The sequence below is a fragment of the Pedobacter jaeyakensis genome (assembly GCF_054461315.1).
In genome coordinates this window covers 2,822,386-2,837,951 of the sequence record NZ_CM136921.1, presented here as the reverse complement: position 1 = coordinate 2,837,951, position 15,566 = coordinate 2,822,386, and the positions used below count along the sequence as shown (strand labels likewise).

Annotated in this window: 11 protein-coding genes; 4 read left to right on the top strand and 7 right to left on the bottom strand. The window is 38.9% G+C overall.

The features are described 5' to 3' along the window. Positions 1-44: 44 nt before the first annotated feature. Positions 45-527, top strand: coding sequence for a peroxiredoxin family protein (locus ACXZ1K_RS12680; protein ID WP_458970033.1), 483 nt, complete (start codon positions 45-47; stop codon positions 525-527). 72 nt (positions 528-599) lie between these two features. On the opposite strand, the gene ACXZ1K_RS12675 is transcribed toward ACXZ1K_RS12680, so the two are convergent. Next, positions 600-1,772, bottom strand: a complete 1,173-nt coding sequence (locus ACXZ1K_RS12675; protein ID WP_458970032.1) for an MFS transporter — start codon at positions 1,770-1,772, stop codon at positions 600-602. A gap of 88 nt (positions 1,773-1,860) precedes the next feature. Next, a complete protein-coding gene (locus tag ACXZ1K_RS12670; protein ID WP_458970031.1) occupies positions 1,861-4,728 on the bottom strand; it encodes a tetratricopeptide repeat protein in 2,868 nt (955 codons plus the stop codon). Between the two features lie 111 nt (positions 4,729-4,839). On the opposite strand from ACXZ1K_RS12670, the gene ACXZ1K_RS12665 reads away from it, so the two are divergent. Beyond that, on the top strand, positions 4,840-5,223 hold the full coding sequence (locus ACXZ1K_RS12665; protein WP_458970030.1) for a YtxH domain-containing protein: 384 nt from the start codon (positions 4,840-4,842) through the stop codon (positions 5,221-5,223). On the opposite strand, the gene ACXZ1K_RS12660 is transcribed toward ACXZ1K_RS12665, so the two are convergent. Continuing rightward, entirely contained in the window at positions 5,210-6,340 is a 1,131-nt protein-coding gene (locus ACXZ1K_RS12660) for an MFS transporter (RefSeq protein ID WP_458970029.1), read from the bottom strand. The genes ACXZ1K_RS12665 and ACXZ1K_RS12660 overlap by 14 nt on opposite strands. 141 nt (positions 6,341-6,481) lie before the next feature. Here ACXZ1K_RS12660 and ACXZ1K_RS12655 point away from each other — a divergent pair, with 141 nt between their 5' ends. Together ACXZ1K_RS12655 and ACXZ1K_RS12650 are read left to right on the top strand one after the other, a co-directional pair. Further along, positions 6,482-6,787 (top strand): hypothetical protein, encoded by a 306-nt coding sequence (locus ACXZ1K_RS12655; protein WP_458970028.1) that lies wholly within the window; start codon positions 6,482-6,484, stop codon positions 6,785-6,787. A gap of 46 nt (positions 6,788-6,833) precedes the next feature. Further along, complete coding sequence (locus ACXZ1K_RS12650; protein WP_458970027.1) at positions 6,834-7,679, top strand: CvfB family protein; 846 nt, start codon at positions 6,834-6,836, stop codon at positions 7,677-7,679. On the opposite strand, the gene ACXZ1K_RS12645 is transcribed toward ACXZ1K_RS12650, so the two are convergent. From ACXZ1K_RS12645 to ppk1, 4 genes are all read right to left on the bottom strand, one after another. Beyond that, a complete protein-coding gene (locus ACXZ1K_RS12645) occupies positions 7,680-10,271 on the bottom strand; it encodes a BamA/TamA family outer membrane protein (protein WP_458970026.1) in 2,592 nt (863 codons plus the stop codon). It lies immediately after the preceding gene. Continuing rightward, positions 10,268-12,646 carry a GAF domain-containing protein gene (locus ACXZ1K_RS12640; RefSeq protein WP_458970025.1) on the bottom strand — a complete coding sequence of 793 codons (2,379 nt, stop codon included), beginning with the start codon at positions 12,644-12,646 and terminating at the stop codon, positions 10,268-10,270. Before ACXZ1K_RS12640 ends, ACXZ1K_RS12645 begins: the two co-directional genes overlap by 4 nt. A 91-nt stretch (positions 12,647-12,737) precedes the next feature. Then, complete coding sequence (locus ACXZ1K_RS12635) at positions 12,738-13,607, bottom strand: SdiA-regulated domain-containing protein (protein WP_458970024.1); 870 nt, start codon at positions 13,605-13,607, stop codon at positions 12,738-12,740. Next, the gene (ppk1, locus tag ACXZ1K_RS12630; protein WP_458970023.1) at positions 13,604-15,562 is read right to left on the bottom strand and encodes a polyphosphate kinase 1; all 1,959 of its coding nucleotides are present in this window, start codon (positions 15,560-15,562) and stop codon (positions 13,604-13,606) included. The genes ACXZ1K_RS12635 and ppk1 overlap by 4 nt, the downstream gene beginning before the upstream one ends. Positions 15,563-15,566 lie beyond the last annotated feature (4 nt).

Here is a 15,566-nt window from a genome sequence, read left to right as displayed (position 1 = left end):
TTACATACCTTTGTTTTAACATACAATTGAATTACGAAAGCTTTATGAAACACTTTTTGCTAACTATTTCATTATCTCTATTGGGTCTATTTGTATTCGCACAAGATCCCATTCCAGGTTCAGTGATACCAAATGCGGTATTCTATAAATTAGATGGCAAAAGTTTTTCAACCAGTGCGTTACCAAAAGACAGGAAATCATTGATCATGTTTTATGACGCCACTTGCGAGCATTGTCAGCGTGTGGGCACCGTTCTTTCTAAAAGAAGTAAAGAACTGGCTGGCATAAACGTGTATATGATCAGCCTTGATGAGGTTGAATCCATTAATTATTTCATGAATAATTTTGCTAAAGGACTACCTGCAATGAAGAATGTTACCTTGTTAAGGGATAAGGATATGGTATTCATTCCCTTGTTTCATCCTAAGCAGTACCCTTCTCTTTATTTGTATGGGAAAGACAAAAAGCTTATCTACTTTTCTAGCGCTGAAAAAGATGTGCCTAAGTTTTTTCCGCTAATGAAGTAAAAACAAGCGTGCAGCGCGGTGCAGATGGGCGGAACGAAGCACCAAAAGCAAGTATTTTCTTACGAGTGAGAATTAAATAGCGGGAGCAATGGTAACCTTAGCTCTTTTTGTTCTTGCAATCAACATCCAGGCAAATGAGGCACCAATTAATGCCATGAGAGAACCTACCCATACTGGTGAAGTATAATCATATCCAGCAGCCAGTGGCAATCCACCAAGGAAAGCACCCAGAGCATTCCCAATATTAAAGCTGGCCTGACTAACCGAAGCTGCAAGCATTTCTGAACCTTTTGCCGTATTGATCATCAGCATCTGTATTGGTGAAGCAGCAGCAAAAGCAACCGCGCCGGTAACAAAAGTCATGATCAGCGACATGGTCTGATTTATTGACACATAATGCACAATAAACAGGGTGATAGACATGGTTACCAACAATGCCAGCGTAGCAGTTGCGGGCGATACCTTGTCTGCTAACCTGCCTCCAATAAAGTTTCCAACCATCATTCCAAAACCCGCGATTACCAAAATATAAGTGATCGAATTGGCTGAAAAACCAGAAACCTCAGTTAGTAACGGTGCAATATAGGAATACCAGGAAAACAGACCGCCAGTACCCACAGCAATCATTAAAATGATTAACCAAGATTCGGGTTGTTTGAAAAAATTCAACTCCTGAGATAAGTTCCTATTTTTAGTAGCAGGCAAATTCGGCATCCAGACTTTCAGGCTTAACATCGTGATCAGGCCTACAATAACGATGATGACGAAAGTATATCTCCATGAGTAATTGTGGCCAATGTAAGTACCTAATGGAACACCGATTACGTTTGCTATGGTTAATCCGGCAAACATAAGCGATACAGATTGTGCCTCTTTGCCCTTATCAGCAATGCGACTGGCTACTACTGACCCAACACCAAAAAATGCGCCGTGCGGTAAACCCGCAAGTAACCTTGCAGCAAACATGGTGATGTAGCCTGGTGCAAATGCAGATAACGCATTGAACACTGTAAACATTAACATCAGGACCATCAGGATTTTTTTTGGAGGATAACTACCGGCAATAACCACCAATAAAGGCGCGCCAATAACTACGCCCAGGGCGTACGCCGAAATTAAATGTCCCGCTTGCGGTATGGTAATGGAAAGGTCTTTAGCGATATCTGGAAGGAGGCCCATCATCACGAACTCTGTGATTCCGATGCCGAGGCCGCCTAGGGTTAGGGTAAGTAAGCTCTTCTTCATAATTGCCATAGTTAGTGTATTAAATACACGAAGCAAAAGTAGGTATAAAAACACTTATTATCGTCTTTATTCCGTAATAAAAGCCAGGCTATTTTAATGAATTGGTTTTCATTAGCGTTTCTATTTTTTTTAATTGCGTAGCATCTTTACCTGATGAGGCATGTTCTTTAAGGTCCAGGTAAGCTGGCAAATAGTAAGGGTTTTCCTGAATCGTTTTATTCAAAGCCAATACATATTCTAGTAGTTTTTTTTCGGCCTGGTAGAGCTTGGCCTGAGTATAGCGGTATTCGGCCATCATCGTTTTATCGCCCGATGGCTTAAAGTTTTTGAAAATGGCCTCTGCAATTTCTATGTTTTTTGCTTGGATAAGTAGCCTGACGTAACGAAGCTGATCGGAAGTCCTTAGCTGTGTTTTATCTGTAGCCAGCTGCTTGACATATTCTGCTGCACTATCGGGTTGATTGCGCATTTGATAGTATTCCGCCAACCTCAGTTTATAATCAGACCTTGCATTTCCTGAAGCTGAAAGAATGCGCTGCGCTTCTTTAATGGTATTTATTGCCGCTGTGAAATTATGTTCCTGAGCCAGGATATCAGCATATTGATTTCTAAACTCAAAGTTTTGAGGTTTTTGCTCCACCAGCTTTTTTAGCACTTCAGATTGAGTTTGATCGCCCATTGCTGAGCGTAATGTGGCTGAATAAGCCAATGCTTCATCCCTCCTGTCTCTCAAGTAGGTAGAAACGGTTGCCCCATTTTTACCATATTCATCTGCTACTTGAATTGCTTCTATATATAATGCATTTCTGCGGTACATCTCGCGAAGCATCAAGCTAACCCTGGCAATTTCCTGATAGTCTGATTCTAGCGACAACGATTGTTTTAGGTAAGCAGCTTGTTGTTTCACTGCGGTTTCTTGATCTATTTGTTTGTCGGCATATTTTGCAGCTGCTAAAAGGGAATAAGAAGCATAAATTGGAGGATATTTTGGGTCTATCGATTTTGCGCTATCCAGCCATCGACTTGCGGCTGCAAAATCGCGTTTATATTGATAGATTTCTGCCATACGCAGGTATACTGGCAAATATTTAGCATCATAGGTTAATGCCGTATCCAGGTAGGCTATTGCTTTACCCGAATAGCCTGAATCATTGCTCAAGTTAAGATAGACTTCTGCCCAATTACTTGCCATAGCTTTCTTATCTCCTGAAAGATATGCACGTTCCTTTTTTACCAAGCTGTCTATAAAGTTGTACATCTCAGGATCTTTTGCCTTAAGATCACTGGTGGTGTTCATGGACTTAAAATCCAATGGGTGTACTTTGACAGGTTCGAAATACGCGGGATAGGTTTGCGCAAAATATTCACTCTCATTATTTTGGGAGTAATAGTCCAGTGTGCGGTGCTCTTTCATGGCGTTGTAGTACAATGCCCTTATTTTGCGGTTTTCCTGATCTGTTAAAACGCTGCCATGAAATAAATGAACATATTCATGAAGGATCACATTACGTTCCATAAAGGCGCCGCGTTCCACATATTCAATTGCCGCTGCGCCACTCCCCACTCCTCTTATATCCATCCATTGGCGGTTGTCAAACGTTGTCATAAATCTGAAGGAGGGCGATTTCATCGTAATGGCCAAATCTTGATGTAATGGTGGTATGCGGAAGCTGTTTCCTTCCTTAGAAAGAAATGGAAAATAAACTATGGATGTATACATCTGATTCCATACCATAGCTTTTGCAGTTTGACCAGGATAATATGCAACATCTGGAAACACCTTGAGAAAATTATCTGGATCTGTGATCTTCGTATTCTTTAGTGAATTTGAAATACTATCATAAGCTGCAAGAAACGGGATTCGTTTTGATTTGATGATTGCTGAAAGCCCATTATGTGCTGGTCCGTAGTGTTTTTTCTGATGGAGTAGTTCCCTAAATAGCTGCTCTGCTGAATCCAGATTTTGCGTGCGTTTACTACTAAAATCGCTGTAGTAAATAGAGGCCCTTTGCATTCTGGGAAGCACAGAGTTGGGATATTTTGCCTGCACTTTGTAGGTGATTTGAACGGCTTGCTCCAGTTGATTATTTCTGACAAAATCATCTGCAGACGAAAGTTCTTTGCGTATCTGCTCATCATCAACTTCCGCGTAATCGGCATAAGTCAGGTTGGTGTGGCCATTGCCCCAATGCCAATTGGTTTGATAGTGGAGCGGGTTAAGTGCCAGGGCCAGATCCCATTGGGCTGCCATGGCATTGAGCTGTGTAGCATCAACCCTTCGCCATATGGCATAACCATAGCTAAAACGTGCATCTGGATTAAACGGATCTAGTTCTAAAGACCTGATTAAAGGTGCTTCCGCTTTTTCAGGATGTTGGTTCCAAAAGTAAACATCTGCCTCTAAAAGATAGGCCTCGGCATTTGTGGGTGCGATGATTTCGACTGATTTTGCTATGGCCAAAGCCTCCTCATACTTTTTCTGAAGTAATTTAATCCTTCCAAGCATAATTTGAGCTGAGACATTACCCGCGTTACTCTCGATAGCTTTCTTCGCGAACTGTTCTGCAGATGATAAACGCCAGGCTTGTACTTCCAAATTAGCATTTGCAACTAAAGCCTCAGCATTATTTGGCTCAGATTTTAAAACGTTGTCAACCAACGTCTGCGCTCTGGAGAACATGTTATTATAAAAATAATAGGAAGCAGTTAAAAGGTCCTTTTCAGATTGTTTTAATTTACTTTTTTCTATTAAAACTAAAGCTTTATCCCATAAACCGAATTTTAAAAGTTCATGGAGCTGTGCTTTTGACGGATTTGTAAATTGTGCGGCCACTTTTTGATGGGCTAACAGTTCATTCATTGCATGCACTGTACTATCAGGATGCATAATTTGACCAATAGCATTAGGAATTTGAAGAAATAAGACGAAAAAGCATAATAAAGATAATTTTTTCATGTAAGAATACGGAATTTGAAATGCTGGCTGGATTGATCGCTTAAAACAAATATAATTATTTTAAACACATTGGTACGGAATGTGTTAGACTATACGGAAAAGACATCTATTATGAATTACAAGAAATTAATATCTGGACGTATATCAGATTTGACTGACAGATCAAGCGATAAATCAGGCGCATTAGTTGCACTGTTAGCTGGCTTAGCAGTGGGAGCAGTTATAGGAGTTTTATTCGCTCCAGAAAGTGGAAAAAAAACAAGGGAAAAAATCTCTGATAAAGCACTCGATCTTGCAGACAATGCCAAAGACAGCATTCATTCCATAAAAGATAAAATATCTTATGGAAAAGATAGCTTGGTGAACTTAAAGGACCGTGTTGTTGAAACCGTAAAAACAAAGGTTGATGCAGCTACCCAAGAGTTTAAAGATTTTAGAGATGAAGAAATTGCTAAAGCAAACGGAGCTCCTGCGGAGGAAATTACCAACGTTTAAAAAAAGAGTTGGTAATTGGTATTAATGCCATACCGCAAATAGCAAAAATAACAAAAGATATTTTCAGGTTAAATGCATGGGCTATATAGCCAATTATTGGCGGCCCAAGCAACATACCTGTAATTGAATAAGTGGCTATAATAGAAATTGCCATACCAGGTGAGTACTTTTTTGAAAGTCCGGCCAGCGCGTAAGACATAGGTATTATCGAAGCTGTGCCAAAGCCAACAAGCGAGAATCCGGCCATCGCTGTCCAAAATGTTGGAAAAACAGTAGCAATGAATATTCCGTTGGAAATGCAAATTCCACTGGCGATATAGATTTTATGCATACCAAACTTAGCAATGAGGAGATCCGACAGAAACCTGGAGATCGCCATAAATGTCATAAAGATGAGGTATCCGTAAGTAAATACATTTACATTAATGACTTCCTGGAAATAGATTCCACTCCAATCAAACATCCCCCCCTCACAAATAGCGCATAAGAAAACCACTAAGCCTAAATGCAGTATGTATGGGTCAGGTTTACTTAATATCAACTTATTGCCGGTACTCGACCTGTCGCCCTTTAAAAGATAGCGAAAAGAGTAAATGGTTACGCTTAACATGATGATCGCCACGATCAGGAAATGCAGATCGATAGACACGTTGCTCATTAAAAGAAAAGTAGATAATATGATGCCACCTATGCCACCCAAACTCCAGAATCCATGGAAAGAGCCAATAATTTTTTTATCAAACTGCTTTTGAAGTGTTAATGCTTGTGTGTTTACAGAGATATTGAAAATTCTTGTTGTGAACGCAAATATGCTGATTGCCAGCAGTAAAGTAATGGTACTATTTGCAAACGCTATTCCTGCAAGGGATAATGCATTTAGGCCGTATCCTATTGATAAGGGAACACGACTGTTGTATTTAGAAACAAGCCAACCTGAAATGGGAAGACCTATTAATGAGCCCAATGGCATCGCCAAAAGAATTGAGCCTAATTCTGCTTCGTTAAAGTCAAATTGTTCTTTAATTGTCGGTATTCTGGATGCCCATGTTGAAAAACTGAAACCCGACATAAAAAAAAATAAACTTAAAAAGAACCTGTGTTTTAACTTCGAAATCATTGTTACAAAAGTAAGCAACGTTACCCGACATTATTGATAATTTGAAATTCTTAAAAATTTTTTACTTTTTTTTACCACTATGAATTCCCAATGATAGAGACTTGCACTAATTATTTATTTAAAATTTAATTTTTTTAGAAGATGAAAATTGAAGTTTCCGCTCTTGGTGAGGAAAAAAAGTACAAACTAGAAGAAAGCCTAAACCAGTTGACTTATCATGAGTACCGGTTTGCAAGAAGTGTATTACCAAAGATTATAGGCAAATGCAACAACACCCTAAACAACTACGCTAACATTTTATTAGATTCAAAGGAAGAAATACCTTATACCATTGGTATAAAATTAGAACGCTTCTTTGGTATTGAACCCGGAGAATTTAGTAACGTAAAAATAGACAACGTACATTATAAAGAACTGTTCAATGAGTGGATCAAGAAAAAGGATTAACTTTGCATTTCAAGAAGAGGGCTAATTATCCTCTAAATAAATAGCAATGGTAGCAATCGGTCAATACAACGACTTAAGAATAATCAGTAAAACTGATCAGGGACTTATTCTAACGGAAGGCAACAGTGAAGTACTGTTGCCTTACACTCAGGTTCCAAAGAATATCGAAATAGGTGAGAACATCAATGTATTTGTTTATGTTCAAAAGGATGGCAGGCTTACTGCGACCACTAAAAAGCCCCTGGCCTGTGTTGGAGATTTTGCTTATCTAACTGTGGTTGATGACAACGAGGATGGTGCTTTTATGGATCTGGGACTTGAGAAGGATATTTTTGTTCCCGCACGAGAACAGAAAAGGCCAATGTTTAAGGGTGAAAGTCACGTTGTCTATTTATTCGTTGATGAAGGTAACAGTCGTATGGTGGCGTCCTCAAAATTGCTCAATTTTGTAGAAGAGGATGATATAGACCTTGAAGAAGGCGATGAAGTGAGTTTGTTAATTGTAGATAAATCTGATCTGGGCTACAATGCGATCATAGATAACAAATACATTGGCTTATTGTATGATAATGAATTGTTTGACACTTTAAATCCTGGTGAATTAAGAAAAGGATGGATTAAAAAAATCCGTGTGGAAGGAAAGATTGATTTGAGTCTGCAACCAATGGGTTACGGTCACATTTTGGACACCAAAGATGATGTCCTAATGGAACTTAGGGAATCTGGTGGGGTCATTGCGCTGGGCGACAAAAGTTCTCCAGAAGATATCTATGAGCGCTTTAAAATAAGCAAGAATGCTTTCAAAAAAGTAATTGGAGGCTTATATAAAGATAGGCTAATTACCATTTCTGATCATGAAATTAAGATTTTAGTAGACGAGGAGGCGGAATAGTTAGAAGCTAAACCCAATTGATACGTAGGGCATTGTTGCCTCTTTTGAGAAGCCAACGGCAGCTTGTACAAGAATAACCTCTCCTGGGATTACATATAAACCTCCTCCATACCCCTGATGCCAGGTATTGGAGTTATCGTTCTTTGTCCAAACACGTCCAACATCGTTAAAGCCAATTAAGCCAACTGTACCTGGCACAAGATAGGATGTGAAATTGAACAGTTTAACCCTGAGGTCCAGGTTATGGTACAACATAGCCGTCCCAGTGAAACGTTTAGTATTAAAGCCCCTTAAGCTATTCACACCACCAATCTGCATCATTTGGAAAAAAGATGGCTGCCCAATTACGGTACCTGCCCCAACCCTATTGGCGATAACCAAACCAGATTTACCGGGATTTAAGAAGAATCTGAATTCAGAAGAAACAGCGCCATAACTATCCCCAGTTTTATCCAAACGCCGTTGTGCTAAAAGTGTAGTTTTCCAATAAACACCCTTTTTCGGAATCGCTACATTATCCCTGGTATCAAAAGCCCCACCAGCTACCAAACCACCATAGTATTTTGTTGAGAATATCTCCTGACCTGGATTTGCTGCATTGTAGTCGTTAAAGAAACGCTCTTCATTTCCTGAGAAACTGCTGGTGTAAAAAGAACCAATTACGCCAGCTTCTAACCGCAGATTACGATTTAATTTTCTGCTTAGTCTTACGTCGGCATTCAGATAATCGTAATGGTTTCGGTAATAGGAAATTCCATCCTCACGAACATCATCTCCAAATATGTCATCAGCATCGATGTATTTCGTATCGTTCCCAATGCCGAAGAAGTTGCTTAAGTTGTTCGGGCCAAGCAGATTGGCATGAACAACCAAATCATTTTTACCTACCGCCTTTTTGAAATCGCCTAAATAATCTATGATGAAAGACTGTCTTCCAGTAGAGTAGTTCACCCAAAACTCATGCTTAGAAGCGAATGGCTCTTTTCTAAAACCTTGCTTTTCTATCACATAGCCTAAACCAAGCTGTAAACCCTGATCTATATTGTAATTCAGGCTAACCAGAGGTCCGTAACGATCATATAAAAAGCTCATTTTGTCAAAAGTATTTACGCTGGTATCCTTATCCAAACGCAATCTTGCGACAGCGCGGCTTGGAAACGTATTTTCTTCATCAGACCTGTCATAGATGTATGGCTTATTGACTACATTTTCAGATACAATAAATTTGTCATTGCCTGCACCGCCAATGGTGCGGATCTTTATTGTTGAAACAGAATTTCCTTTAACTTCGAAAATATCATCTCCCCCTATTCCAAATAACCTGACTTCCTTAGTAATAGCAGGATCAAAAGTTCTCTTGAAAACTGACCGGCCAACCTTCCCTTCCTTATTTATGTTGTTGACCTTTATTAAAACTGAACCATCCTTATTATTTTGAATCTCAAAATGTTCTTTCTTATCAGATGCAGGAACATCAACATTTATAGACAGGAAACGGTAATAATGAAGTGCTAGGCTATCCAGTTGATTTCTTCTCGAGATGAAGTTTTTGACCAATTCTTTACCACTCAATTTATATATTGTGTCCGGCATTTGCCTAAAGGCATTGTTGATGACATCAGTAGTCAATTGCGCCTGAACATAGCTTACTGTTTCTTTCCAGTCCTTCTCATCCAGTTCATTTAAGAAGTAACGGTCCAAAAACCGCTCATTAAAGTTCCAGTGATCTACATCTCTAATACTTTCGCTATAAGGCTGCAAGTGCGATTTTAGCCATTGATGATTCAATACCCAGGGGAAAATACCAGAAGTTTTATAAAAAACTTTGTCCCTGTCGCGTGGAACAGGGATATAATTCGTTTCGCCCTTGTCTTTCTTTTCCAACCATCGCCAGTTGTCTTCATGCCTATCCCAATCGCCTAGTACAAAATCGAGCAAACGGGCGCGTAACATCAGTTTTTGGTCGGCATGTGTATCGTTATCTTCCTGTATCTTCCGCTGAACTTTAATGGTATTGTCTGTATCTTCCTCAAAAGGCGAACGCGGCTCTAAAAGATAGGCAGCGTTGGCAAAATCTTTCCTGTATTCGCCCAAGGCCGGATCGTCTTTAACATATACCATTTCTGGCGTTGCATAAGCCAAGCCAAGCGCCTCTGCCAGCTTCGGAACAATTAACGCTGCAAAAGGATGATTCGTGGAAACCTGGTCCTGAACGATATCTTTAGCAATAGTAGGTTTTAAACTTTCGGGCAAACCTTGCTCTGGATACTTCTGGATGGTTCTCAAAGCCCACTCTTTTCCAGAATTATCAACGAAGCGCAATGATCTGGTCTGCATACCGCCACCCAGTTTTACCATTTTTAACCCGCCTTTTTCTGTTTGAAGATCAATTATACGTATTTTAACAGGAGTAGCCCATAACTTACGGTAGCTTTCGCCGAGAAAGAACCGGTGAAATTTGCTTACATCATTGTATTCTGGTGCAATGGCAACGGTGATAGAATCACCAGCATGATTAAGGCTCTGTGCAAACGAGCCTCCACAGGAAATTACAAGAAAAGCAGCTAATAAAATCTTTCTGAATATGATCATATAAACGATATAGCCCGTTTCAAACTTACTCCAATCCTTAAAGCCTTAAGTCCTTCCACACCTTGCAATTCTTCTATTTCCAGGTATTCTAAATCATTGTTTAAAAGACCCTGTTTTTGAAGTTTCTTAATATATCCCAGATATTCCTTTGCTTCAGCCCCGTTAAAATAAACGATAGCAATTTTACCTGGTTGAGTTAACCTTTCTTCAGAACCCTTGATGTGGGCTTTATCAATACGCTTCTTAACCATTTGATACCTGATGTTATAACTTCCCTCCACATCAAATCGTTGTTCATCAATCCTAAAGCTGACATCAATAGGCTTATCGTAAACAAAAATTAACTGTGTGGTTTCTAAAGGTAAAGAAAAATATGGCCCCAAGTTATTGGTAGTTTGCGCTATCTCAGCCAATACACGAAGTTGTTTCAATCTAAAAGTGCCTAATAACTCATTATAGAAGGGGCGTTTTGGCGCTATAGACTGACCAAGATAAATATCAAACTCCACCCCATCAGTCCTAAATTTCTCAAAATAGGCCGGAAAGATTTGCTGTAACTCGGCATTAAAATCATCAAGATGCCTGGTAACTGCCACATTGATCATTTGCATACTTTTCTCATAACGCTCGCGGTTCAGGAAAACCTTGCCATTCGGTCCTGTGAGTTTAAAATATTCACTAACAATACCATTTAGCTCCGGATGAACAGTTCTCAGGTGATCCAAGGATGCAGGTATTTGCCTTTGCAGATAGTCCTCGGTTTTCAGAATCTCCCGGTCGGAAAGCTCGTCCAAATCTTTGTAATTCCAAATGGCCTCCTCATGTGGTATTTCATTTTCCTTACAAAGCGCTATAGTATTTTTTATGGAAGATATGGTATTTTCCAATACTTCGAAGTGGGTATAAAGGTCTCTCCGTATCGCTGCATTACGTTGTATACTCGAATTTCTAATGTCCACAGCTCCATAAAAAGGATATACCGCTTTAAAGAAAACCGGCTCTATGGGCAGGTTGCGCTCCCTTGCGCCAGATTGCATGTAATTGTATGCCGCCTCGTTAAAACGCCATTGTATGGAAGGCTGCAATGCAGTAAATTTATCTGTAATCACATCCTGGATATCATTATTAAAATCTATAATGATGTTCTGGAAAAGTTGTGCAAGCAATGGAAAAGCAGCCTCGATTTTAGTTAATGTCCCGCCATTAAATTGAGTAGTATCTTTCGTGTACAACTCAAGGCAGCCCACTAGTTTTCCATTATAATATAATGGAAACAAGGCGTAAGACTTCACATCAATCTGGCCCAAAAGCTTTAGCATTGGGTAATTGGCATACTCCTCGTCAGAAATCTCAGGAAAAATAAGCGTTCTTGGATTGATGAGGTAATCTTCAATCAACTCCTCGTGATTATCATCATCAATAGGTTGCTCTTTTGCCAGCTGAATCAAAATACTGGTAAAGCCAGAAAGTTCGTTGATCTGAAGTTTTCCGTTCAATTTTAAATAAGGCACCAACCCAAACTCCACCTGATCGGTTCCTACCAATGTTTTCAGTGCCATGGCAATATCTTTTGGATACTGACCTTTTTGAGAATCGCTATGCTCAATAACAATGTTTTTGATACTTTCCAATGCGTATTCGCTGGTCACGTCTGTCAACGTTATGATCGATATGCCCTCTATAGAGAATATTTCAGGAGGAATCAGTTTAGAAAGTATCTTTAAGGTATTTCTTTCGTCTTTAATATAATCTTTAACGTCGCTTAACTTATAATCCGGCAACTCCACATTGGCCTTAATGTCCAGAAACCTCGTATCAACGTTTAAACGGTAGTATTTTAATAGATGGGTGTGCTGGTCGATAATCGAATTGACAACGACGTGATTACCAGACATAGAAATGTTGTAGAAACGCTCCAGAACGATATTGTAGAAAGCCGCAAGCATGTTTTTCTCCATTTCCCTTTTAGAAGGCAAACTTAAGTCAGTTCTCAAACTGCAGTTGCTATGGTCCATCAATACATTGTAGAACGCATCGGTACCGTAATGAAAACATCCTGATAGTGGAGTTCCTAACGCCCAAAACTGTTGATTTTCATCATTTATAATAGGCGAAAGCGCAGTGTAGATTAATTCATAGAGTTCGGTATATTTACCAGCATTCTCTATGGAAATTGGATTTTTTAACTCCGGGAAATTTCTAAATTGCTGTATAATATATTTATAGAAATTAACTTTTGTTGTCTTCTCTGTCTCTGCCTTCTTGGAAATATACTGTATAAATGGATTTAAAGAGAGTTTAATATCAGCACCCACCAGTTTTTTTACTGGTGCAAGATCTGCACTGTTGTTAAAGTTTAGCGTTATGGTTTGCATTGATTTTAAAATACCTGCCCAAATTTACCATCTGTTTTCGCATAATAAGTAAATCTTAAGTAATTATTATTAAGGGGCTCAAAGTAATTATCTATTTAGATTTAAGATATTTGAATTTAAGGACATTACCATCAGTTATTTCATCTCCTTCATTAGATATAAATAAATTGTTTTGCTTGTCAAAAGCGATGCCTTCGGGTTGATTAAACACTGACGAATTTAGCTTATGTACTGCTTTTATATTCCATGCAGTATCTGTAACCACCAACAACTTATTCATCGTAGAAAGAATAAACCATTCGTTAGTCAATCTATTTTTAGCAATGGCCGATGGATTCAGGTTGGGCTTTAGCTTGTCATTTAACAAAGGGATTTTTTTAAGGTCTACTTTAAAGCTATCTGTCAATGCAAAATTACTACTATCAGCAGCAAACTTTAAAATGTATCCTGTTACCTGCTTATTCTTCTTATCTACAGGACAGTTTTTACATAGAACATAAATATCGTTGTTGCTTTCATCAGCATAAATACCCTCGTATTCCCCCTTTGGAAGTAATTTTTTAGCGTCCTTTACGTTTTTGGTTTCTTTGTTCTTGATTTCTGATACAGGAAAAGTATAAAAATTTCCATTGCTTTTTAATGCGATAACCTGGTCTTTTACAATAGCCAAGTCCTCAAAGTCGCCCTTGCTTGCAAATTTAACATTCTGTTGCTTTTTGACATGCCATTGCTGCTTAAACAGTTTGCCATCCTCATCTTGTATGCTGTACACGGTATCACTGTTGCTATTTTTAAAAGCAATACCAGAAATCTCCAGTAAGCTGGATGGCATATTGAATTTTTCAGCTTTAGTAAAATCGTAACCTGGTGGACTGCTGTATTTATTTTCATTCTTACAAGATGAAAGCCCAAATGCAAGGAGTATGCTCAGCGCCGTAGCGCTTACCAATGTTTTTTTCATAAGCTGTTCAATTTTTCCAAGTATAAATAAACAGATTGTTGTTCGTTTTCCTTCAACTGTAAATCTATAATGTCCTGTATAGTATCTTTCACGTGCTTGGCATGTAAAGGGAAACAAACCTCTATCCTGCTGTAAATATTTCGGTTCATCCAATCTGCTGAGCCCATAAAATATTGTGGATCATTGTTGTTATGGAAGATAAAAATCCTGCCATGCTCCAAATACCGGTCAACTATTCTTTTCACAGTAATGTTTTCGCTAATCCCTTTCATACCCGGGATCAGACAGCAAATACCTCTCACAATCAGCGTTACCTTTACTCCTGCCGCTGAAGCCTCATAAAGCTTATTGATCAATACCTGCTCTTCCAGATTGTTCAGTTTAATAGTTATTGACGCATTCAATCCGGCGTTGGCATTGTCTATCTCCCGTTGTATAAGACTTAAAAATGCATGATGCAAATTGAATTGTGCAACCATCAATTCTTTAAAAACAACCTCATTACCAACTGCTGTTTTTGGCTTTGCAAGAAATGAGAAAAGTAAATCTAACTCCTCAAGCATAGATTGGCGCGCCGTAAGCAGCACATGATCTGTATAAAATTTGGCAGTGTTTTCATTTAAATTACCCGTAGCAAATAAACCTAAAAATACTTTTCCTGAACCTGTTACTTTTTTTACCAGGGCCACTTTGGCATGAACTTTCAGGTCCAAACTGCTGTAAACGATATTAACACCAGCATTTTTCATCTGCTTTGCCCACTTGATGTTATTTGCCTCGTCAAACCTGGCTTTCAGTTCCACCATAACCACCACCTTTTTCCTATTCCTGGCGGCAGTAATCAGTGCACTCACAATGCGAGAATTACTAGCTACCCGGTATAAAGTGGTGTATATCTCTGTAACAGATTGATCATTGGCAGCTTCGTTAAAAAACCTGAGGATAGGATCATAACTTTGATAAGGAACATTAATCAATAGGTCGCCTTGAAATATGGTGTCAAACAAGCTTTTATCAGGCTGTAAATTTATGGATACAATCGGTTCCCATTTTGGATAAACAAAATCTACACCGCTTAATGGAAAATCTACCAAATCTTTCAGGTTATGGTAATGCCCGCCTTCCACTATAGAGGCCCGTTCCAGATCCATACGGTAAACCATGTAATATAATGTACGCAAGGCGATACCTGGTTGAGCTAAAAATCTGGTAGCGAACCCAAGATCTCTCCTCTCCAGCTGCCGCTCAACTGCATCAGTTATGTCGCCTTTGTAGTTAGGATCTATATCTAATGCTGCATCCCGTGTTATCTTTAAATTGAAAACATCCATTATGCGATCATTCGGAAAAAGATAGGCTACATTACGTTCAATAATATCCTCTAAAAAAAGAATATAGTTTGAACCGTGGGATTTAATTGAATATAACCTTTGGATAACATCTGATGGCGTGTGGATCAATTTAATCCGCTCATTACCCCCCGGGTCAATTAAAACAACTGCCTGGTACAACTTATTATTTTCTGCAAAAAATGCACTCAGATCGTCGTCAATATCTACAGAATAAATATGAGCCAGCACCTCATTGTAAAACAGTGCACTAACAGCATCCTCAATTGAGGCTGGTATTTCTTTATTATAAATCCAAAATACCTTCTGTTTCTCCAGAGCAGGCAATATTTCTTCCTGTATAATTTTACCAAATTGCTGCTGTTGCCTGTTAATCTCAGCTGCAGCTACCTGATATACATCAATTAAATCTTTAGCAGTTCTTTGGGAAAGGGTCATGAGTACAGGAATCCTAACTCGGTAAAACTCATCCAGGTTAGACGAATAAATAGACAGAAATTTAATTCTTTCCAGTAAAGGAACGGTTTCCTTACCTGCCTCTTCCAATACCCGGTTATTAAAACTCAACCAGCTTAAATCTCTATTCCCGTAAATATCCTGCTCCATGTTT